20 protein-coding genes are annotated in these 23,071 nt (G+C 37.2%); 15 read left to right on the plus strand and 5 right to left on the minus strand.

All coding sequences use genetic code 11. The features are described from left to right. The first annotated feature begins 58 nt into the window (after nucleotides 1-58). The 3 genes from RHO12_05765 (at nucleotide 59) to RHO12_05775 (ending at nucleotide 4,794) form a co-directional block, all read left to right on the plus strand. The gene (locus RHO12_05765; protein WVD67282.1) at nucleotides 59-2,434 is read left to right on the plus strand and encodes a glycoside hydrolase family 31 protein; all 2,376 of its coding nucleotides are present in this window, start codon (nucleotides 59-61) and stop codon (nucleotides 2,432-2,434) included. 238 nt (nucleotides 2,435-2,672) lie between these two features. After that, nucleotides 2,673-3,950 carry an MFS transporter gene (locus RHO12_05770; GenBank protein ID WVD67283.1) on the plus strand — a complete coding sequence of 426 codons (1,278 nt, stop codon included), beginning with the start codon at nucleotides 2,673-2,675 and terminating at the stop codon, nucleotides 3,948-3,950. Nucleotides 3,951-4,155: 205 nt separating this feature from the next. After that, a complete protein-coding gene (locus tag RHO12_05775) occupies nucleotides 4,156-4,794 on the plus strand; it encodes a bifunctional 4-hydroxy-2-oxoglutarate aldolase/2-dehydro-3-deoxy-phosphogluconate aldolase (protein WVD67284.1) in 639 nt (212 codons plus the stop codon). A 58-nt stretch (nucleotides 4,795-4,852) separates the two neighbouring features. On the opposite strand, the gene RHO12_05780 is transcribed toward RHO12_05775, so the two are convergent. Both RHO12_05780 and RHO12_05785 read right to left on the minus strand, forming a co-directional pair. After that, complete coding sequence (locus RHO12_05780) at nucleotides 4,853-5,623, minus strand: ABC transporter permease (GenBank protein ID WVD67285.1); 771 nt, start codon at nucleotides 5,621-5,623, stop codon at nucleotides 4,853-4,855. Continuing rightward, a complete protein-coding gene (locus RHO12_05785; protein WVD67286.1) occupies nucleotides 5,616-6,551 on the minus strand; it encodes an ABC transporter ATP-binding protein in 936 nt (311 codons plus the stop codon). The genes RHO12_05780 and RHO12_05785 overlap by 8 nt, the downstream gene beginning before the upstream one ends. Before the next feature lie 314 nt (nucleotides 6,552-6,865). Between RHO12_05785 and RHO12_05790 the strand changes: the two genes are divergently transcribed. Beyond that, nucleotides 6,866-7,279 carry a MarR family transcriptional regulator gene (locus tag RHO12_05790; protein WVD67287.1) on the plus strand — a complete coding sequence of 138 codons (414 nt, stop codon included), beginning with the start codon at nucleotides 6,866-6,868 and terminating at the stop codon, nucleotides 7,277-7,279. 139 nt (nucleotides 7,280-7,418) lie between these two features. Here the strand turns inward: RHO12_05790 and mnmE are convergent, their stop codons facing one another. Then, complete coding sequence (mnmE, locus tag RHO12_05795) at nucleotides 7,419-8,780, minus strand: tRNA uridine-5-carboxymethylaminomethyl(34) synthesis GTPase MnmE (protein ID WVD67288.1); 1,362 nt, start codon at nucleotides 8,778-8,780, stop codon at nucleotides 7,419-7,421. Between the two features lie 256 nt (nucleotides 8,781-9,036). On the opposite strand from mnmE, the gene RHO12_05800 reads away from it, so the two are divergent. Next, the gene (locus RHO12_05800; GenBank protein ID WVD67289.1) at nucleotides 9,037-10,380 is read left to right on the plus strand and encodes an MFS transporter; all 1,344 of its coding nucleotides are present in this window, start codon (nucleotides 9,037-9,039) and stop codon (nucleotides 10,378-10,380) included. 130 nt (nucleotides 10,381-10,510) lie between these two features. Here RHO12_05800 and RHO12_05805 read toward each other — a convergent pair whose 3' ends face one another. Together RHO12_05805 and RHO12_05810 are read right to left on the minus strand one after the other, a co-directional pair. Further along, the gene (locus RHO12_05805; protein ID WVD67290.1) at nucleotides 10,511-10,936 is read right to left on the minus strand and encodes a Cd(II)/Pb(II)-responsive transcriptional regulator; all 426 of its coding nucleotides are present in this window, start codon (nucleotides 10,934-10,936) and stop codon (nucleotides 10,511-10,513) included. Continuing rightward, on the minus strand, nucleotides 10,933-11,505 hold the full coding sequence (locus tag RHO12_05810) for a DNA-3-methyladenine glycosylase I (protein WVD67291.1): 573 nt from the start codon (nucleotides 11,503-11,505) through the stop codon (nucleotides 10,933-10,935). Before RHO12_05810 ends, RHO12_05805 begins: the two co-directional genes overlap by 4 nt. Nucleotides 11,506-11,643: 138 nt before the next feature. Here RHO12_05810 and glyQ point away from each other — a divergent pair, with 138 nt between their 5' ends. The 10 genes from glyQ (at nucleotide 11,644) to RHO12_05860 (ending at nucleotide 22,845) form a co-directional block, all read left to right on the plus strand. Next, nucleotides 11,644-12,564 (plus strand): glycine--tRNA ligase subunit alpha, encoded by a 921-nt coding sequence (gene glyQ / locus RHO12_05815; protein ID WVD67292.1) that lies wholly within the window; start codon nucleotides 11,644-11,646, stop codon nucleotides 12,562-12,564. A gap of 10 nt (nucleotides 12,565-12,574) precedes the next feature. Then, nucleotides 12,575-14,641: a glycine--tRNA ligase subunit beta gene (gene glyS / locus RHO12_05820; protein ID WVD67293.1), complete on the plus strand. Its 2,067-nt coding sequence runs from the start codon at nucleotides 12,575-12,577 to the stop codon at nucleotides 14,639-14,641. Nucleotides 14,642-14,698: 57 nt separating this feature from the next. Then, nucleotides 14,699-15,526, plus strand: a complete 828-nt coding sequence (locus RHO12_05825) for a YciC family protein (protein WVD67294.1) — start codon at nucleotides 14,699-14,701, stop codon at nucleotides 15,524-15,526. Continuing rightward, on the plus strand, nucleotides 15,510-15,995 hold the full coding sequence (gene ybaK / locus RHO12_05830) for a Cys-tRNA(Pro) deacylase (GenBank protein ID WVD67295.1): 486 nt from the start codon (nucleotides 15,510-15,512) through the stop codon (nucleotides 15,993-15,995). Before RHO12_05825 ends, ybaK begins: the two co-directional genes overlap by 17 nt. Before the next feature lie 127 nt (nucleotides 15,996-16,122). Further along, nucleotides 16,123-17,106: an MDR family oxidoreductase gene (locus RHO12_05835; protein ID WVD67296.1), complete on the plus strand. Its 984-nt coding sequence runs from the start codon at nucleotides 16,123-16,125 to the stop codon at nucleotides 17,104-17,106. 395 nt (nucleotides 17,107-17,501) lie between these two features. Next, the gene (locus tag RHO12_05840; protein WVD67297.1) at nucleotides 17,502-18,053 is read left to right on the plus strand and encodes a spore coat U domain-containing protein; all 552 of its coding nucleotides are present in this window, start codon (nucleotides 17,502-17,504) and stop codon (nucleotides 18,051-18,053) included. A 21-nt stretch (nucleotides 18,054-18,074) separates the two neighbouring features. Next, nucleotides 18,075-18,626, plus strand: coding sequence for a spore coat U domain-containing protein (locus RHO12_05845; GenBank protein ID WVD67298.1), 552 nt, complete (start codon nucleotides 18,075-18,077; stop codon nucleotides 18,624-18,626). Nucleotides 18,627-18,656: 30 nt separating this feature from the next. Beyond that, nucleotides 18,657-19,409 carry a molecular chaperone gene (locus RHO12_05850; protein ID WVD67299.1) on the plus strand — a complete coding sequence of 251 codons (753 nt, stop codon included), beginning with the start codon at nucleotides 18,657-18,659 and terminating at the stop codon, nucleotides 19,407-19,409. A 41-nt stretch (nucleotides 19,410-19,450) separates the two neighbouring features. Then, nucleotides 19,451-21,808, plus strand: coding sequence for a fimbria/pilus outer membrane usher protein (locus RHO12_05855; protein ID WVD67300.1), 2,358 nt, complete (start codon nucleotides 19,451-19,453; stop codon nucleotides 21,806-21,808). Continuing rightward, a complete protein-coding gene (locus RHO12_05860; protein WVD67301.1) occupies nucleotides 21,805-22,845 on the plus strand; it encodes a spore coat protein U domain-containing protein in 1,041 nt (346 codons plus the stop codon). The genes RHO12_05855 and RHO12_05860 overlap by 4 nt, the downstream gene beginning before the upstream one ends. Nucleotides 22,846-23,071 lie beyond the last annotated feature (226 nt).

Here is a 23,071-nt window from a genome sequence, read left to right on the forward strand (position 1 = left end):
TTAAGGCTATTGAAGCACTATTTTAAAAAATAAAAAGATAGATAAAAGAGGTTGTTTGATGAAAACGTTAAAAAATTGGCACTTCCAAAGTGAAAAAGATAACTGCATAACATTATCTGTTGATAATAAATATACGTTAAGTCTATATATTCTTGAAGAAAAAGTATTTCGGATTTTAATAAATCGCACTAATCAACTAGCGCTTGATAGAACATGGAGTATTGCACCAAATGGAGATACGCCATTAGAAGGTCGCGATAGGCTAAGTACTGAAGGCTTTTCATTACCTAATTATCAACTAACTAAAGATGAGAATAGTTTAACCGTCAGTACTGGACAATTAAAAGTAGTAATAACCCAACCATTAGCCTTAGCTTGGTACTATAAAAATCCGCAAGGTGAATGGGAATTATTAATTGAAGATCGTAAAACTAGCGCTTATCTCATTAATGCTCATGGCGATGGTATTGAACACTATCAAAGGCGTTATAAAGATGAAAAATATTATGGCTTAGGCGATAAAGGCGGTGACCTTAATTTAGACGGAAGGCGATTTGAACTGCGCAACTTAGATGCAATGGGCTTTAGCGCAAAAAATACCGACCCATTATATAAATTAATCCCATTTACGATAACCAAACGCAACGATGTCAGCTTTGGGCTTTTTTATGATAACTTAAATAGTGGTTGGGTTGATTTAGGCACTGAGCATGATAACTACCATCTCTCTTATCGCAGCTATAAGGGGCAAGCCGGTGATATTGATTATTACTTCTTCCTGGGCCCAAAAGTGCTAGATGTGACTAAATCGTTGATAAAATTAACGGGTAAAACTTTTTTTGGGCCTAAGTGGAGCCTTGGTTATAGTGGCTCAACCATGTATTACACTGATGCACCTAATGCACAAGAACAGATGCAGCATTTTATCGATTTATGCCAAGAACATGACATTGCATGTGATTCATTTCAACTCTCATCAGGTTATACGTCAATCAATGGTAAGCGTTATGTGTTTAACTGGAATTACGATAAATTCCCAGATCCTAAAGCATTTACCAAATCTTACCATGATGCAGGCCTACGTATTGCGGCTAATATTAAACCGTGCCTACTGCAAGACCATCCCAAATATAAAGAGATAGAGCAAAAAGGGTTATTTATTAAAGATTCTGAAAGTAATTCTCCTGAACGTTCAGCATTTTGGGACGATGAGGGGTCAAACTTAGACTTAACTAATCGAGAAACATTCAACTGGTGGAAAGAGAACGTAACCAAACAATTACTTGATATGGGAATTAACGCAACTTGGAACGACAATAATGAATTCCAAGTCTGGGATGGCGAAGCAAGATGTAACGGTTTTGGCCGTGAGATAGCCATTAAACATATTCGCCCCGTAATGCCATTACTCATGTGTAGAGCCTCGATGGAAGCACAACAAGCCCATAATCCAAACATCCGTCCTTATTTAATTTCACGTTCAGGTTGCGCAGGTATTCAACGCTACGTTCAAACTTGGTCAGGAGATAACTATACCAGCTGGGAAACGTTACGTTACAATATTAGGCAAGGTCTAAATATGAGCTTATCTGGGCTATATAACACGGGCCATGATGTGGGTGGATTTTCCGGCCCTAAACCCGATGCCGAACTTTTTGTCCGGTGGGTGCAAAATGGTATTATGCATCCTAGATTTACCATCCATTCGTGGAATGATGATCATACCGTCAATGAACCTTGGATGTACCCTGAAGTAACGCCAATCATTCGCGACATGATCTATTTGCGTTATCGGTTACTCCCCTACTTTTATAATTTACTTTGGCTTGCTCACCATAACGATGAGCCAATGTTAAGACCCACATTTTTGGATCATGAACATGACCCAAAAACGTTTACAGAAACTGATGACTTTATGATTGGTAAAGATCTCTTAATTGCCAATATTGTTGAGCAAGGTCAAAAAGAACGTACCGTTTATTTACCTGACAATCAAACGGGCTGGTACTGTTTTCACACTCACCAATGGTTTAGCGGCAAACAAGCGATTACGCTACCGGTGCAACTTGAAAACTTTCCGATTATGGTTAGAGCTGGGGCAATAATCCCTATCTCAAATCGCCTAGCCTATGTAAATCACAAGCAAGATGATTATCGAGAATTTAAAGTTTTCCCAATTAAAGGTAAGGCAGCCTCATCGGGTGAATTTTTTGAAGATGATGGCGAAAGCTATAGTTATCAAAACAATAACGCGTTATGGATCAGCTGGAAAATCGAATCGGCAAACAACCGTATTGATTTAACGTTAACAGCCAAAGGTGACTATATTCCGGCTTGGAAAGAGCTGATTATCACGTTGCCAATAGGCGAAACAAGGACGCTTTATATTAACAATAAAGTAGCAGATAGAATTTTACTGACCGAAATAAAATAGTGTAGCGCACTTTTTTAGCACGCTTTAAATATAATTCACCACCATGCAAATCAGGTGGTGAATTATAAATAATTACGCTAGCGCTTATAAGCTTAGTATTATTTTACTGAATTCATTTCAAAATAAAATTAATAATCTTTATTTATCAAACCATTAGGCTCTTGCTAATAACGCAAAAGGAATAGCGAAAGCTTAGTTATGTCCACATTTAATCACACTGTATTAAAAAGGAATAATTATGAAAAAAATAAAGCACCTGCGTTGGTACATGATTTTACTTGTTTGCTCGATCACTATTATTAATTATCTCGATAGAACCGCTTTAGGTATTGCTGCACCAACGATTATGAATTCTATCGATATAGATAAAGAGCAATACTCATGGATTGTATGCGCCTTTCAACTTGCTTATACCATTGGTCAACCGATTATGGGATTTTTTATTGACACAATAGGGCTAAGATTAGGCTTTGCTATTTGCGCGATAATTTGGGGGCTGGCAACGATGGGACACGCCTTAACAGGTTCATGGCAAGGGTTGGCGTTTATGCGCGCAATTATGGGTTTTAGTGAGGCATCAGTGATTCCTGCGGGTATAAAAACAGCTTCGGCCTGGTTTCCCGCTAAAGAACGAGGCATTGCAGCAGGTGTATTTAATATGGGTACATCGTTTGGCGCTATGCTTGCTCCCCCTTTAATCGCTTGGTGTATCTTGTTTCATAGTTGGCAATTCGCCTTTATAGTATCAGGAAGTTTGGCTCTTATCGCGTCGATTGTGTGGTTTATTTTTTATCGAGATCCTAAAGATGCCAGACATTTATCACCTGAGGAACGTCATTATATTGAATCAGGACAAGAAAAATACTTAGCAGCAACTAAAAAAGACAAAGTATCGTTTACCGTAATTCTTAAACAGCGTAATTTCTGGGCAATCGGTCTTACACGCTTTCTTGCTGAACCTGCGTGGGGAACAATCAATTTTTGGGTACCCATTTTCTTTGTTGAAACCTTACATTTTAGCTTAAAAGAGATTGCCATGTTTATCTGGCTACCTTTTTTAATGGCAGACTTAGGATGTTTAGCCAGTGGATTTGTCGCAAAATTCTTTAATGATCGCGGTTTTTCATTAGTGAATTCGCGGCTTCTTACCTTTACGATTGGGGCAATAATTATGATGACAATCGGTTTGGTCAGCATGGTCGAGAACCCTTATCTTGCTGTATTTTTAATTAGCTTAGGTGGATTTTCTCACCAATTATTATCAACGGTAGCTTCAACATTAGGGTCAGATTTATTTAAAAAAAATGAAGTCGCAACCGCAGTTGGGATGACGGGAGCATGCGCTTGGAGTGGACAGCTTATTTTTAACCTATTTATCGGTGCGTTTGTCCATCTTATTGGTTTTGGGCCTTTTTTTATTGCACTCGCTTTCTTGGATGTTATTGGTGCCATTATTCTATGGATTTTTATTAAAGAGCAAAAAATAGTTGATGAGCAACCCATTATCATTCATTAAATATGATTCAAATATGGCGCGGTGAGATATTTACACCTCGTCGCCGTTTAGCGTAAAAATTTATTTAACAGAAACAGATTAAATTCACTTAACCATGATATAGGTCTCATTGACTAGCTATTTATAAATAAAAGCTTATCTGAGGTCTTATATTTATATATAATATTAATGCTAATTTTATTCACATTTATGACACGAGTTAATTATGAAAAACTGGAAAAGAAGTGCTGAAGAAATTTTAACTATGGGTCCTGTTGTCCCTGTTATCGTTATTGAACGAATTGAAGATGCCGTGCCGTTAGCCAAAGCTCTGATCGCCGGTGGTGTTAAAGTGTTAGAAGTAACATTAAGAACGGCCTGTGCCCTTGATGCCATTAAAAAAATTATTAAAGAAGTTCCTGAAGCGGTTGTTGGTGCGGGAACCGTTACCTCAGTTGAGCAACTCAAACAAGTGACCGAGGCTGGAGTCGAATTTATCATTACCCCTGGCATTACTGATTCAATATTAAAAGCAGCTGTTCAGGGTAGCGTTCCCGTTATTCCTGGTATCGCAACAATATCTGAACTATTAACCGCACAGGAATATGGCCTAACGGCATTAAAATTTTTCCCTGCCGAAATTAACGGCGGTGTTGCTGCGCTAAAAGCGTTTGCCGGTCCATGTGGTTATATGAAATTTTGTCCAACAGGCGGAGTGAGTCCTAAAAATTACCGTGACTATCTTGCGCTAAGCAATGTTTTATGTGTTGGTGGTACGTGGTTTATTCCAACTGATGCCATAGCTCAAGGTGATTTTGCTAAAATTACTGAACTGACAAAAGAAGCGGTCACTGGCGCCAAGTAAACTCAAAAAATCCTACCGCATAGCAAATATAACGGTAGGATTAATAGCATCCTATAACTTAGCTACGTAAGCCTTTACCACTTTCAATAATTTTCCAAGCGATACCGTACATAATAATAACAAATAGAATTAACATGGTAAAAGTCATCGTTAACGACACGTCGGAAACACCTAAAAAGCCATAACGAAAGCCGTTAATCATATAAACGATAGGGTTAAGCTTAGAGACCCATTGCCAAAATACCGGTAACAGTGTTAGTGAGTAAAATACCCCACCTAAATAAGTTAATGGCGTTAATACAAAAGTAGGGATAATGCTGATATCATCGAACGATTTCGCATAAACTGCATTTAGTAGCCCAGCTAAAGAGAATAAGATCACCGTCAACAATAAAGTAACAATAATAATTAGCCATGAATGTACATCATAACTAACAAATAGCATTGAGATAATTGTGACTAAAACACCTGTAAAAATCCCCCTAGCAACGCCACCACCCACATACCCCCAAATAATAATATGAGTGGGTACTGGAGCAACCAATAGCTCTTCAATGTTATGCTGGAATTTAGCACTAAAAAAAGAGGAACATACATTGGTATATGAGTTAGTTATCACTGACATCATAATTAATCCCGGTACGATAAATTGCATATAACTAAAACCGCCCATATCGCCCACTCTTGAGCCAATTAAATTACCAAAAATAATAAAATAGAGCGACATGGTAACCACAGGTGGAATTAAAGTCTGTACCCAAATACGTAAAAAGCGTGTGACCTCTTTACGCCAAATACTTTTTAATGCAATCCAGTATAAACTATTCATGTTTATCTCCTTGCGATTGGCTAACGAGATCAATAAAAAGCTCTTCTAAGCGATTGGTTTTATTATGCATGCTAATAATACTAATTCCTTGCTGCTCAAATAAATTAAATAATGGATTTAACCCCTGCCCTTTGGTTATTTCAACTTCAAAAGAGCCCTTGTCGCACATTTTAAATTGGTAACCGTCTAAATGCGGCTGTTTGTCTATTGGTAAGTAATCAAATACCATCGTTTCTGAGGATGAATTAGCAAGTAACGCTTTCATTGAGGTATTAGCAATTAATTCACCATGTTGAATAATACCAATATTGCGACAGAGCATTTCGGCTTCTTCTAAGTAGTGAGTAGTTAAAATAATGGTGATCCCTTGCTGGTTAATTTTACGTAAAAAATCCCACATTGATCGACGCAATTCAATATCAACTCCAGCCGTTGGCTCATCTAAAATAAGTAATCGAGGCTCATGTACCAATGCTCTGGCAATCATTAATCGACGCTTCATCCCACCAGATAACATCCGAGCACGGCTATCGCGTTTTTCCCATAAGTCTAAAATCCGCAGATATTTTTCAGCTCTCTCCATAGCGAGCTTACGCGGTAAACCATAATACCCGCCTTGATTGGCGACAATTTGGAAAACGGTTTCAAAGGGATTGAAATTAAACTCTTGCGGAACGAGCCCTAATTGGCGCTTAGCATTAACGATATCAGTATCTAAATCATAACCAAAAATTTTAACTTGCCCTGATGTTTTGGTCACAAGTGAACTAATTATACCAATCGTCGTTGATTTACCCGCACCATTAGGTCCTAACAAAGCATAAAAATCCCCCGCTTGCACGGATAAATTAATACCTTTTAGTGCCTTAACACCATTTTTATAGGTTTTTTGGAGATCGACTAACTCCAGTGCTGGAACTGATGACATAGAAAAATCCTAAATGTAAATAAAACATATTAAATCAATATAAGCTTATATTTTGTAATTTCAACCAATTCCACTGATTTAAATTAATCAAGTTTCGAACTTTGTTGTTAAAATCATACAAAATATTAGCTATAGCATAGTTCTTTTTAATACAGTCAGTTAAATGAGCGCTATCTAATATTTTATTGAGTTCCAAACCCAGCTAGAAAACTAAAATAAATCCAAGCATAAATTAATCTCCATTAAAAAAAAACTTGCATATTACTCGAATAATCAAGTATCATGCAAGCTAATTAATTTACATAAGGATGACTATGAATAAGGTAGAATTGTTTTTGAATCAGCATATTGTTAATTCATTATTGAGTAAAAAAATAGACTTAGCTTTGAGTGTACATGGTATAAGTTTTACAGAGTTTGTTTTACTATATCAATTAAGCTTAAATCAAAACATGGGATTAAACAGAATTTCGCTAGCAAATAAAGTGGGATTGACCGCTTCGGGCATTACGAGAGTTTTATCTCCTTTAGAAAAAAATGGCATAGTAGTTAAAAAAAATAATACTCGTGATGCTCGAGAAAGCATTGTATTGCTTAGTGATACAGGCCAAGAACTATTAAAAAATGCCATGACTACAACCGATCTGACGGTAGAAAATATTTTTTCGCTATTAAGTACTAAAGAGTTATTAGCGTTACAATCACTATTGAATAAATTAAAAATATAGTACTTTTATATAAACAGTACTTTTATATAATAATAGAGGTGTCAAACGCACCTCTATTATAATTTATTAGCTCCCAACTCTTCGGCTAACAATGATTTTTTATCACTTCATGTTATTTGTAATAATAATTAATATTCACTTATTTCCCAATACAAAACGAACCAAAAATTTTGCCTAGCAAATCATCTGAGGTGAATGCGCCGGTAATTTCACTTAATGATTCTTGCGCTAATCGTAGCTCTTCCGCCAGCAGCTCGCCAGCATGAAAAACCATTAATTGCGTGAGGCCACTATTTAAGTGTTGCGCTGCATTTTCTAGTGCATTTAAATGACGGCGGCGCGCTAAAAATCCTCCTTCAGCTGTCGCGGCAAATCCCATACTATCTTTTAAATGTTGGCGCAATACATCAACACCATCGCTAGTTCTTGCTGATAAGCGAATAAGTGAGTAACCATTCACTTCACTATAGCCCAGCTGTTCGCTCGTCAAATCAGCTTTATTACGGATAACGGTAATAGGAAGGTTGTGAGGCAGATGCTGCATAAATTCAGGCCAGAGCTTATCAGGGTCGGTTTCACTTGTGGTGGTACCGTCAACCATGAATAGCACCCGATCAGCTTGAGCAATTTCAAGCCAAGCTCTTTCAATACCAATGCGTTCAACCTCATCACTTGCTTCGCGCAGTCCTGCTGTATCAATAATATGCAGTGGCATACCATCGATGTGAATATGCTCTCGCAATACATCACGAGTCGTACCAGCAATATCGGTAACAATCGCCGCATCCCGGCCAGCTAAGGCATTAAGTAAACTTGATTTACCTGCATTTGGGCGCCCCGCAATCACCACCTTCATGCCTTCGCGTAATAATGATCCTTGCTTAGCTTCTTTACGAACATCATCGAGTTGTGCAATAACAGCAACTAGCTGATTTTCAATTTTACCATCTGATAAAAAATCGATTTCCTCTTCTGGAAAATCAATCGCCGCTTCGACAAAAATTCGTAAATTAATCAGTAATTCGACTAAGCTATTTACTTTATTGGAAAACACGCCCTGTAACGATGATATGGCTGATTTAGCGGCTTGCTCTGAGCTTGCATCAATCAGATCGGCTATCGCTTCAGCTTGTGCTAAATCCAATTTATCATTTAAAAAAGCACGCTCTGAAAATTCACCCGGACGAGCTATACGCACGTGAGGGATCATTAAAATACGCTTTAATAGTAAATCTAAAATAACTGGACCACCATGACCTTGCAGTTCTAAAACATCCTCACCAGTAAACGAATGTGGATTAGGGAAATATAATGCAATTCCCTGATCAATAACTTGGTTGCTCTCATCCATAAAAGGTAAATATTGCGCATAGCGAGCCTGCGGAACTTGTCCTAATACTGCATACGCAACAGTTTTGGCTTGCTCGCCTGATATACGTAAAATTCCAACCCCGCCTCTGCCTGGAGGGGTAGCCACTGCCACTATTGTATCTAAACTCATATTATCTATTCATATCGTTATGGTATTAATCGCTAATAATATCATGGCTATAAAAATCAGTTATACTAAATTTTATAATATTAAAATTATGTTTTATCTATGTGGAAACGAGCAATTTTATGCCATAATCAGTCGCTACCATATTTTGCAGCATAATTTGCAAAGGTTTTAGTAAAAAATATTCATTAGTTGGTTTCCCCCTTTTAATTGAATAACTAGTTAGACAATAAAAAGATAAGTTAAATAAGGTATTTTGATGAGTAAATCTGAAATAGCAGCTGAATATCAGCTAAATGCTCGTCGATTAAATAAGAAAGATTTTAAGACATTAGCTCTTTCTTCGTTAGGCGGCACTCTTGAGTTTTATGATTTTGTTATTTACGCGCTATACGTCGACTTGATTGTCGCACCCCTTTTTTTCCCTGATTCGTTAAGCGAATTTACTAAAGAGCTATTTGCTTGGGGAATATTTGCAGCAGGATATTTAATTCGCCCTGTCGGCGGTATTATCATGGCGCACTTTGGTGACAAAGTTGGCCGTAAGCAAATGTTTACCTTAAGCGTCGCGTTAATGGCGCTACCCACCTTTATTATTGGCCTTTTACCCACTTACCAATCAATTGGCATGCTAGCACCAATTTTATTATTATTAATGAGAATGCTGCAAGGCGCTGCAATTGGTGGTGAAATGCCTGGCGCTTGGGTATTTATTGCTGAGCACACGCCGAAACAACGTTATGGCTTTGGTGTCGGTACGCTAACCTCTGGTATTACTGGTGGTATTTTACTTGGTTTTTTAATAACGATTGTCATTGATATGTTTTTTAGCAAAACAGAAGTGCTTGATTATGCTTGGCGTATTCCATTTATTATTGGTGGAGTATTTGGTTTAATCTCAGTCTATTTACGTAAATTTTTATCTGAGACGCCTATATTTAAAGAGCTATCCGCACGTAAAGCGCTCGAAAAAAGTATTCCTGTCATATCGGTTATCAAACGCCACAAAATGTCATGTTTATTAGTTGCCTTGGTGACTTGGTCATTATCAACTACAATTATGGTTGGAGTCTTAATTACGCCAGGTAAAATTCTTGGTGGAATGTATCATATCGCGCCTATTGATTGCCGTATTGCTGGTTGCATCGTCGCGTTAATGTTAACAGTTGGCTGTATTTTATTTGGCTGGCTAGAAGATAAAATTGGTACCCGATTAAATATGCTTATTGCGTGGGGTGGCCTTGCTATTACTAGTTTGTATTTTTATGCCTCTTTACATGTAAATATTGATCTTTCTACACTTTATTTCAACTATGGTTTATTTGGCTTATTCACTGGTGCGATAGCCACTACGCCGATTGTGGGAACAAGAGCCTTTCCTCCCGCTATCCGTTACTCTGGCCTCTCGTTTTCGTATAACTTAGCTTATGCACTATTTAGTGCGATTACACCAACCTTAACCTTATATTTGCTAAATTCTGATCATATTTTAGGTCAATATTTTTATATGGGAGCCGGTATTTATATTGCGTTTGTAGCAATTTTAGCCGCCTTAGTCGGTTTTTGGCCGCTGGCTAGGTTAGGTTGGCAATCGCCCAAATAACGCAATTTTAGACAATACTCGCGTGCATTAATTTCGCTCTAGCATTAATGCACGATTTTTATCGTAATCCAATTTTGTCTTAACTTGGCTTTGCGCTAACGTTTGGTTGTAAGATCGTGTTATGGCAAATCTAAATATGGCTTTTTGCCGATTTAGCCTTAACGTCCATTGCGGATAATTCTTGCAATATTCCACATGATTCGTCGGAAGGATGGCAGTGCTGTTGCAAACTAACTAATTGTTTGCGTAATGATGTTAATTCCTCAATGCGTTGATCAATATGCTGTAAATGGCTTGCTAACAGAGAATGGGCACTTTGATGCTCTAGTTGATTTGGTGCGCCGTCCATGATGGTAATTAACGTTCTGATTTCATCATGGCTCATTTCAAGCGCACGGCAATTACGAATAAAAACTAATCGTTCGAGATGTTTTTTAGCATACACTCGGTAGTTACTTTGTGTCCTATCCGCTTCAGGCAAAAGTCCTATTTTTTCATAGAAGCGGATAGTTTCCGTTGTACATCCCGCCGCATTAGCGAGTTCGCCTATTTTCATTTAACCTTCTCACGGCAAAAACAGTCAATAAAATGGTCATCAACAAGCCCCATTGATTGCATAAACGCATAACAAATCGTCGAACCAACAAATGTGAAGCCTTTTTTCTTTAAAGCCTTTGACATTTTTTCTGAAATATCAGTGCTTGCAGGTACTTCACCTAGATTGGTAAAGTGATTAACAATCGTTTTGCCATCAACAAATGACCAGATAAATTCAGCAAAATCTTCACCATTTTGCTGCATAGCTAAATAAGCATGCGCATTTTTAATAATTGCATTAAGTTTTAAACGATTACGGATTAAGCCGCTATTTTGCATTAATCGTTCAACGTCACTATCGGTCATATTAATAATTTTTTGGGGATTAAAATTGTAAAAACAACGGCGATACTCGTCACGTTTTTTAAGTACCGTTATCCAAGACAATCCTGCCTGTTGACCTTCGAGGCAAATTTTTTCAAATAGCTTAAGGCTATCATACTGCACTTTGCCCCACTCTTTATCATGATAATCAATATAGAGCGGATCATTAGACACCCAAGCACAGCGGATAAGTTTTTTGGCCATTACGTGATCACCTTTTAATTGTTTTTTTAATTTTAATTAGATTTTGCTAAGATTAACACTTCCACTATGATTAATAAACAGTATAGAATACGAGATTATTTAAATAATCTTATATTACTTAATAAGAAAGATAACATCATGCAAAAGTTTAATGTAAAAACCTTTCAGGGCCTAATTCTTACACTACAAGATTACTGGGCAAATCAAGGATGCACTATTATCCAACCTCTTGATATGGAAGTCGGTGCGGGGACCTCTCATCCAATGACGTGCTTAAGGGCTCTTGGGCCGGAGCCAATTAATGCCGCATACGTCCAACCGTCACGTAGACCAACTGATGGCCGATATGGTGAAAACCCTAACCGTTTACAACATTATTATCAATTTCAAGTTATCTTAAAACCCTCGCCTGACAATATTCAGGAACTCTATTTAGGTTCACTAAAAGAGCTTGGGCTTGATCCAACCATCAATGATATTCGTTTTGTGGAAGACAACTGGGAAAATCCAACACTTGGGGCGTGGGGACTGGGATGGGAAGTCTGGCTAAATGGTATGGAAGTAACACAGTTTACCTATTTCCAGCAAGTAGGTGGACTTGAGTGTAAACCCGTTACAGGTGAAATAACCTACGGCCTTGAGCGCTTAGCGATGTACATTCAAGGAGTGGATAGTGTTTATGATCTTATTTGGAGTGATGGAATATTTGGCAAAACCACTTATGGTGATGTGTTCCATCAAAATGAGGTGGAGCAATCTACCTATAACTTCGAATATGCCAATACCGATTTCTTATTTTACTGTTTTGATCAGCATGAACAAGAAGCGCGTTACCTACTTGAGCTTGAAAAACCACTGCCTTTGCCGGCTTATGAGCGAATTTTAAAAGCCGCTCACTGCTTTAACTTACTAGATGCACGAAAAGCTATTTCAGTTACCGAGCGCCAACGTTATATTTTAAGAATTAGGGCGCTGACAAAAATGGTAGCAGAAGCATATTACGCATCGCGGGAAGCCTTAGGGTTTCCTATGTGCAAAAACTCAACGGCATCGAAGTAAGGAGACCAAAATGCAAAAAACATTTCTCGTTGAAATTGGAACAGAAGAATTACCGCCCAAGTCGCTACGCATGTTTGCTGAAACTTTTTCAGCTAATTTTATTGAGCAGCTTGATAATGCGAATATAGAGCATGGTGAAGTACTCTGGTATGCATCACCACGCCGCCTAGCGCTAAAAGTATTAAATTTAAGTGATACACAACCCGATGTACAAATCGTAAAACGTGGTCCAGCAGTTAGTGCGGCATTTGATGCTGACGGCAAACCGACAAAAGCAGCCGAAGGCTGGGCTCGAGGTTGTGGAATCACGGTTGAACAAGCTGAGCGAGTAGAAACAGATAAAGGTGAATGGCTCTCTTATACACTAAATCAAAAAGGGCAACAAGTCGTTAATCTACTATGTGATATGGTCAAAGCGGCATTAATTAAATTGCCGATCCCAAAACCAATGCGTTGGGCTGCTAAACGCGTTGAGTTTATTCGCCCAAGTCATACAATTACCATGCTATATGGCGCTGATATTGTACCAGGAACAATTTTAGACATTGAATCGAACCGTATTATTCGTGGTCATCGTTTTATGGGTGAGCAAGAGTTTACCATTGATAATGCGGATCAATATCCAGAAATTTTGGAACAGCGCGGTAAAGTGATTGCGGATCATAATAAGCGTAAGGCAATAATTAAACAACACGCTGAGCTAGCGGCGCAAAAACTTAATGGTACCGCTGATTTAACTGATAACCTGCTTGAAGAAGTCACTTCATTAGTTGAATGGCCAGTTGTATTAACAGCCAAATTTGAAGAAAAATTTCTCAATGTTCCTGCTGAAGCCTTAGTTTATACCATGAAAGGTGACCAAAAGTACTTCCCTGTTTATGATAAGCAAGCTAAGTTACTACCAAATTTTATTTTCGTTGCTAATATTGAATCAAAAGATCCCAACGTGGTAATTTCGGGTAATGAAAAAGTAGTTCGACCGCGCCTTGCTGATGCAGAGTTTTTCTATAAAACCGATTTAAAACAAAGCCTAGAAGACCGCTTATCAAGGCTTGAAACAGTGTTATTCCAGCAGCAGCTTGGTACGGTTAAAGATAAAGCGTTACGGCTTGAAGCGCTTTCAGGCTTTATTGCTCAGCAAATTGATGCTAATGCTAAATTAGCAGAGCGCGCAGGTAAGCTTGCTAAATGCGATTTGGTAACAAATACTGTTTTTGAATTCCCTGAAACACAAGGAATTATAGGCCGTTATCTAGCGATTAAAGATGGCGAAAATAGTGAAGTTGCAACGGCAATAGAAGAGCAATATAAACCACGTTTTGCTGGTGATGAGCTGCCAAGCACTCTTGTTGCAAGTAGTGTTTCGATTGCGGAAAAAATGGATACTCTCGCGGGTATTTTTGGCATTGGTCAACATCCAAAAGGCGATAAAGATCCCTTTGCGCTCCGCCGTGCAGCGATCGGTATATTACGAATCATTGTTGAAAAAGCACTGCCACTTGATTTGGTTGAGCTAGCAACTTATGCCACAACGCTTTATGGTGACAAACTCAGCAATAAAAATGTAGTTGACGATATTACTAGCTTTATGCAAGGTCGGTTTCGTGCTTGGTATCAAGAACAAGGGTTTGCTGTTGATACTATTCAATCTGTCCTCGCCCGTACACCAACTAAACCTGCTGATTTTGATGCAAGAGTAAAAGCAGTCACCCACTTCAAAACATTACCGGCTGCAACCTCACTCGCAGAAGCAAATAAACGTGTATCTAATATTTTATCTAAGGCTAATGTTGCTATTGCTGATAAAATAAATACTTCAATTTTAGAAGAAGGGGCAGAAGGTGAGCTGGTTAAAAGTATTGTTATCTTATCTGATAAGCTTGAACCTTATTTTGCGCAAGGTCGTTACCAAGAAGCCTTAGTGGAGCTTGCCACCTTAAAAGAACCAATTGATGCATTCTTCGAAGATGTCATGGTGATGGCTAATGATGAACAGATAAAACTAAATCGCTTAGCTATATTAAATAAGTTACAAAATTTATTTTTAAAAGTTGCTGATATTTCACTATTACAATAATTAAAATAGATTTGGTGCCATTTGGTGCCAAATCACCTTAATCAAAGGAGCTGAATTTTGTTATCATTTTCTTCATTACTCTCTGATACCAAAAATTTTATTAGTAACAACTTAGTGTCTGTTACGCTTACGGTATTAAGCCTTGCAATAATTACACAGTTAGTTGATTTTTTTTTCTATCCTAGTATCGACGATTTTTTACCGATTAAACAGTTAATCGAGCTTACAATACAAAAGTATGGTAACCAATCACCCGAAGCACTCTCTCAAACAATTTTAGCATTACCGCAGCAAGAACAACAATCTATTATTCCAGCGGCAATGAGTTATTTAGCCAGAGTCGGAATCATTTTTTTAGCTATTAATTTACTGTCAATGAGTATGATTCTGGCGTTAATTTATACGATATCGTCTCAACAATTATCTTTAGCGAATATGTTAAAAAACATAAGTAGAATGGCGTCTAACATTATTCTTTTTATGCTGATCACTATTCCTGGATTTATTGGTTTATCATTAATCGTTTCAATCATTCCACCTCTTGCCATACCATTAATCATCATTGCTATATCGTTTTATATCATGATCTACTTTGCCTTTTTAACCGTGATTATTGACCCAGTACCACAATATGGCTTTAGCAAAAAGTTAAAAATTGCATTAGCCTTTTTAAGACGAAAAGTTAAATTAATCGTACCTATCGTCGCTATTTGGTTTTTCACCACCTTTCTATTAGATAGCTTTGCGAGTATGTTAATTTCCAATCTGATCGCGCTAATTGTTTTTTATGCACTGAAACTATTGTTAAGTATTATGGCGCTTTGCTACCTTTATCGACTTTATTCGCTTTCTAATAAAGAGTTAGCCTATGACACCAGCAATTAATTTATTAAAGAAATTAAAGATAAGTTTTCAAATCCATCAATACCAGCATGATCCAAATGAAACACAGTTTGGCAAAGAAGCGGTCGAAAAGCTCGATCCAAGTTTAAATGTTGTTGCAGAGCAAGTTTTTAAAACATTAATCATTAGTCTAAATGGCAATCCTAAAGATCTAGCAGTATGTGTCCTACCAGTAGATCGCCATTTAGATCTAAAAAAAGCGGCTAAAGCACTTAATTGTAAAAAAGTTGATTTAGCCGATCCAAATCTAGCACAAAAAAGTACAGGATATTTAGTCGGGGGAATAAGCCCCCTTGCACAGAAAAAACAGCTGCCAACGCTTATTGATCACAGCGCTCAGCAATTTAATACCATGTTTATATCGGGCGGACGACGTGGACTGGAAATTGAAATTGTACCGCAATCGCTAGCAGCGCTCTTAAAAGCGCAATTAATTGAGATCGTAGTTTAGTCAACTAGCGCTTAATGTTAAGGTCATAATTGGCTATTACAGCAAAAATTAATAACATGATTTCGTTTTATTATAACAAAGCAATAAACAATAAATTTTGGGTATTACTGATACAAGAGGTGATTAGATGTTTAACGCGATATTAATTGAAAAAGATGAGACACGTTACCGCGCTCATCTAACTCAACTCAACGAATCACTGTTACCAGAAGGTGATGTTACTGTTAAAATTAGCTACTCTTCATTAAACTATAAAGATGGGCTTGCAATTCGTGGTAAAGGACCTGTTGTTAGGCAATTCCCGATGATTCCAGGTATTGACCTTGCTGGTACAGTGATAGAAAGCCAATCAGAACAATATCAGCTTGGTCAGCAAGTATTACTCAATGGTTGGGGAGTTGGGGAAAAGCACTGGGGTGGTCTTGCACAAATCGCAAGACTTAATAGCCAATGGTTAATCCCTCTGCCGTCAAAATTTACAGCTAAAGATACCATGGCGATAGGCACCGCAGGTTATACCGCCATGCTTGCTGTTACTGCTCTTGAAAAAAACGGTGTAACACCTGCTAAAGGTAAAGTTTTAGTTACAGGAGCGAACGGTGGCGTAGGTAGCTTTGCTATCGCAATTTTAAGTAAACTCGGTTATGAAGTGGTTGCATCTACGGGTAGAATTGAAGAAAGCCAGTACTTGAAAACACTTGGCGCTAGCGAAATAATTGATCGTACTGAGCTCTCTCAAGCAGGAAAACCGCTACAAAAGGAACGCTGGGCAGCTGCGATTGATAGTGTTGGTAGCCAAACATTAGCCAATGTGTGTGCTAGCACAATATATGGCGGCACCGTTGCCGCGTGTGGGCTTGCTCAAGGGATGGATTTCCCAAGTAGTGTTGCACCTTTTATTTTACGGGGTGTAACGTTAGCTGGCATCGATAGTGTCATGTGCCCATACTCTGATAGAGTGGCTGCGTGGGACCGCTTAGCTAATATCATTGCTCAACCCTTACTAGAAAAAATTAGCCATGAAATTACGCTTGAGCAAGTGATACCAACGGCTGAAAAATTAATGACAGGCAAAATTCGTGGACGAATTATCGTTGATGTTAATCGATAATCATACTGAGCATCTTATCAAAAAATCAAATATAATTATTTAATAATAACATGATGAAGTAATGAGAAAATACGATTGCCACTAACCTCATTACTTTACTTCATTTTTATACTTTACAAGTAAATACAATTAATGGCTTATTTTTCACTCAAATAGGCTTAGCCTATAAATAGATTGAATTATTCTTTTTATTCCATTAATGGAATAAAAAAAGCAAATAAAATCATATTTTTAATAAAATAATATGATTATTCACCTTATTTTTCAATATAATCATAATGTTGAAATAAATTCCTACCTAGTATAGTGTATGGTGAATTAGTGTATCAGCAATAGCATTAATTAATCACCCACGGTATTCATAAAGCGATATTTATTTTTTGATGGAGTATATTATGAAATTGTCTAAAAAATTGTTGTTCCCTTTGTCCGTACTTAGTTTATTTATAATTAACTCTCATCAGTCATTTGCAGCAACTAGCATAACAGGGACTGTTGGCGTATCAATGACATTAATTGGTTCATGTTTAATTAACGGATCGCAAGTTACCAACAACAGTTCATTTGGTAATTTAGATTTTGGTACGCAAAATAGCTTATTTAGCCAAGCGACGTCGACAGTACAAGGCAGCGGTGGTACCCAGATGACGATCACGTGTAACGCAGGTGCTGGGTCAACACCGACTATAACACTAGTTAGTGGCGCTAACGACACAAATGCATCAGATTCTTATAACCATGCAATGAAAAATGGCAGTAGCTATATCAATTATTCACTTTATAGTGATCCAGGACATAATACCGTTATTCAGCCTAATACCGCATTTTTTCAAAGCCAGAATACCGGTTCAGCGGAAACCGTTGCCATTTATGGCAAAGCGGTTGGAAAAAGCGGTTTAGCGCTTGGTTCATATACCGATACCATTACATTAAAAATTGATTTTTGATTGTAAATTATTGCATTAGTAATGACGCAAAACAGTATCATATTTTGTGCAAAAAATTACCTTCCATTACTGGCATTGCTTATTCTTGCAATGCCAGTACTTGGTGCTAATAATTGCCAATTAAGTAGTTCAGCAAGTGGTTGCCCAATATTAGTTCAAGCTACGATTTTAAAAGGTTGTCAAATTTCTGGCTCCACGCCATCACATTTAGGCTATCTGGATTTTGGTACCTGGCCCACTTTATCAGATAAAACAGTCACAACCTCATTAACGTTTAATTCATCGATTAAATTAGACTGCACCCCAAATACCACACTGACCATTAGCGTTGACCAAGGGAAAAATAATAATAGTGGCTATAATATGGTAAACTCACAAGGTAATCTGCTTTCTTATCAGCTATATTCAGACAATGGTTTAACTAAACCCTTTAACGCTGGACAACCAATCTCATTATTACTTTCTAATACCAGCAATAATGTTGCCTTGCCAATCTATGGTCTAGTCAAATTGACCAAGAATCTTCCCCCTGGTAATTACAATGACACATTAACAATTAATATTTCTTGGTGATTTGGCAATAAAATAATGGAGTTAATGCTTATGTCGAGTAATGTTTCACTTACCATATATAACCTAAAATTATGGACTACCCCACTTAATTTACTGTTTGTTTTCTTCACTGTTTTTTTTTCCTTACTTGCAAATGCTTCAATCGTGATCTGGCCAACTAATTTGGTTATCGAAAATAGTGCTAAAACAACTATTTTGCATCTAGAAAATAGAGATCACCAACCGATCGTTCTGCAGGCACGGGTTTATCAATGGAAACAAGTCAATGGTGAAGAACAGCTAGTACAGCAACAAAATATAGTTGCAAGCCCGCCAATAATGACCATTGAAGCCAATAGCCAACAAATTGTAAGAATAATTAATAAACAAAAGCCATTAGTCAATGAGGAATTAACTTATCGTCTGATAGTAGATGAAATTCCAACCAAGGATAAAAACCAACAAGGCGTTAGCTTTCAAATGCGTTACTCTTTACCGATATTTGTGTATGGAGAAAATTTACAACACGATTCGGTTATAGATAACATGCAAAAATTTTTAAGTTGGCGTTGGATTGAAAATGGTAATAAAAAGTGGTTAGAACTCAATAATCAAGGCATCACTCACGTTCATTTATCAAGTATTGACCTGCAACAAAAAATGAGTAATCAGCTATCTAGCTATGTATTACCTCACTCCGTCATACGTATTGCTATTAATAATAAACAGATTAAAAAACCACAAAAAATTACAGCCGTAATCAATGGTACAAAAAGTACGACCATAATTAATAATGAATTTTAATAGATAATATTCTAATTAAAATCACTAAAAGCGGTGAGCCAATGAAATATAAACTAAAACGTGTTTCTTTATGCTCGGTGATTATTACTCTTTTGTGGTACACATTGATATCATCCACTTTTGCTAGTTCTATTGATACTTTACCGAATAGCAAACTAGAATTATATTTGGAATTAGTCATCAATGGTTTTTCAACTAACCATATTGCGGCTATAGACTATGAACAGCCTAATTTTTTTATTTCCCCCCAAGACCTGACTATCACTGGAATTGCCCCTTCACATTGGCAGCAACTAATATCTAAAAAAGACGGTAAAATTAACCTAAATCAGATCAAAAACCTTACCGCCACCTATCAACAAGAAAAACAACAGCTCTTAATCACTGTTCCACCTGCTTGGTTACCAAACCAAACCGTCTCATTAAACTCGCAGCAAACTTATTACCCTGCCGAAAATAGTAATGGATTACTATTTAATTATGACGCTTATGTTAGTAACCCTCAAAATGGGGATAGTTATGCCGCCATCTGGACTGATGTGCGTTTTTTTAGCCAAGATGGTGCATTACAGTCCACGGGGTCATACCAGCAGCCATTTAGTAAAAGGGCAAAACGCTATATTCGTTATGATACGAGTTGGCAAAGCTCTAACCAACAATCAATGAGTACGATAGATGTCGGTGACTTTATAACAAAAACATTGTCTTGGAGCGATCCTGTTCGTTTAGGTGGATTACAAATCGCGAAAAACTTTTCTATTCGCCCAGATATTATCACTTATCCGTTACCGCAATTATCAGGAGAAAATAATCTCCCTTCAACGGTTGATTTATTGGTTAATGGTTACAAGGTTGAAAGCTCATCACTCAATTCAGGACCGTTTACTTTAACCAATGTTCCTTTTATTAATGGCGCGGGAGAGGCAACAATTATCACAACTGACGCACTTGGTCGACAAGTATCAACGACAATACCACTTTATGTAACCAGTCGCTTATTGAAACAAGGATTAGCTGATTATAGTTTTAGTTCGGGGTTTATTCGGCAAAAGTATGCAATCGATAGCTTTCGCTATAATCAGTTGGCAATCAATGGTAATTATCGGTATGGATTAACCGATTACTTAACTGCAGAATCGCATATTGAAGCAGCAAAATACTTACAACAATTTGGCGTTGGAAGCACACTGCGGTTAGGTGTTTATGGTGTAATAAATGGCTCTTACGGACAAAGTTATTATGGTAGCAAAGCAGGGAAAAAAATCACATTAGGCTATCAATATAATCACCGTGCATTTAATGTCGCCTTGCAATATAGTACGACCGATAATCAGTTTTTGGGTCTACCTAACCTTGAATATGGTTATCAGATCGAAAATACAAACCGACAAATAACCTTTGGCTTACCATTAGGTCAAGCTGGTAACTTGGTTGCGGGTTATTTTAAAATCAAATCACAAAATCAATCAGCGAATGAATTAGTTAATCTAAGCTGGAACCGTTCGTTTAATCAGTTTGGTAATTTGTTTTTTTCTATCAGCAAGTCAAATCAAAATCATAATTGGACCAGTTTTTTACAATTAATGATCCCGCTTAATCAAGGTAGAGATACCTTATCTATCACCGCAAATAAAGATAGCCAAAATCAATATTCACAGCGTGTTAATTATAACCATAACCAACCTTATAATGGTGGTTTTGGTGGCAATTTAAGTTATCAAAATAATTCACATCAAGATAACTACTACCAAGGTGACATTTCATGGCGAAATCAAAACGTCGAGCTATATAGCGGAGCTTATGGTACCGATGATGATAAGACTTTGTGGGCGAATGCGGTTGGCGCTATTATTTTTATGGATAATCAACTTTATGCTGCTAATTCAGTGCAAGACGCATTTGTCGCAGTATCAACCAACCATATTGCCAATGTAGATATTTACTATGAAAATATATTTGCTGGTAAAACCGATGATGATGGTCACTTATTACTCACTAAAATTCCGGCTTACTATGCCGCTACATACTCAATTGATCCTTTGTCTCTTAATGAAAACTTACAAGTTGATCAATTTGCACAACATGTAGCAGTGAAATCTCAAAATGGCTATGTGCTAAAATTTGCAGTAAACCCTATTACCCCTATTTACTTAACGTTAGTTGATGAACAAAACAAAACACTCCCATTAGGATCAAGGGTCGTCCTTAATGGAAAAAAAACAACTTATATTGGTTGGGATGGTTTTGTCTATTTTGATAATATTGAAGCAGATAATCAGCTACTTATTTATACGCCAGAACAAAACGTATACCAATGTATGTTCTCATCAGATTTAGAATTAAATCATAAAAATGACGCTCTCCACACATTAATATGTCATCAGGAGAAAAACGAATGAAAAATGCTTATTCACCAAAATGGCCTAGTAAACGATGCCAGTTAAAACGCAATATACTGATTTTGCTAATATTATTTACCTCATTACTATGCTATTCACGATATAGCGCTGCAGCTCCAGGCTGCCAGGTGACCCAATCCGTCGGGCAAATTTCCTTTGGTAATATACCATCATTAAATATGGTAAATAAAAGACAAACTGCATCAGCAACTGATATCGGACTCACTTGCGGTGGAGGTCTGCTTAGTATACTGGCTAACACAGATAAGATTAATGCCGTAATATCAACAACAAATAATGCCACGTTAAAAAACAGCAATGGAAGTTCGATTCCTTATGCAATGTATCGCACATCTAATTATGAAAATAAAATTGCTCCTAACTCTGTCTTTAATTACAACAACCCCGTCATATTAGGTCTGCTTGGCTTAGGTAATAGTAATTCAATCAATATCCCGATCTATTTAAAGATAGACCCAGCAACTTATAACCTAGCCGCTGGCACATACACCGATTCGATCACGGTTAATTGGGACTGGGATGTGTGTGCAGGAATTAATGCTTTGGGTATTTGTCTTGGCCGCAGTAGAGGAAAATCAACATGGCTTGGTAATGTTTCATTGGTAGTTCAAAACGACTGCATGGTTAATGCCCCAGATATTAATTTTGGCTCTGCACCGTTAAGCTCATCATTTAACCCTGTCACCCAAACAATTACGATCTATTGTACCAAAGGCGCGAATTATTCGGTGGGTTTAAGTAATGGCGCAAATAATAGCAACACTCAGCGGCGATTAATGTTCAACAGCAACTACCTTAATTATGAAATTTATCAGGGCAGTACCAATAAATTACGTTGGGGAAAAAGTAGTGGGGAACGCCGATTGTCAACAGGTGCTGATATTAATCCCGGTCAAGGAAGTGGAGTAAGCACCTCTATGCAAGGATTTATTTATCAAGCGGCAATATTACAAGGACAAGCAACACCGCCAGCTGGCGTTTATACTGATACCGTGATTTTAGATATTACCTTTTAAGGTTTAGCCAATCAAATTTGATATACTAATATGGAATAAATTTTCAGTATGTTATGTTAGCGAACATATCCAGTTATTATTTTGTTTATATCTGGCAAAAAATATGTTAGATATTGAGCTATAGCCTTGCTAAGTAAAGCAAATGTTAATGGTACGTAATTTATTTATTTAATTGATTATTAATAAATTAATTTTTTTGACGATATAATTGAATATGATATAATCC

The sequence above is a fragment of the Orbaceae bacterium lpD02 genome (assembly GCA_036251875.1).
In the GTDB taxonomy this organism is placed as follows: Bacteria; Pseudomonadota; Gammaproteobacteria; order Enterobacterales; family Orbaceae; genus Orbus; species Orbus sturtevantii.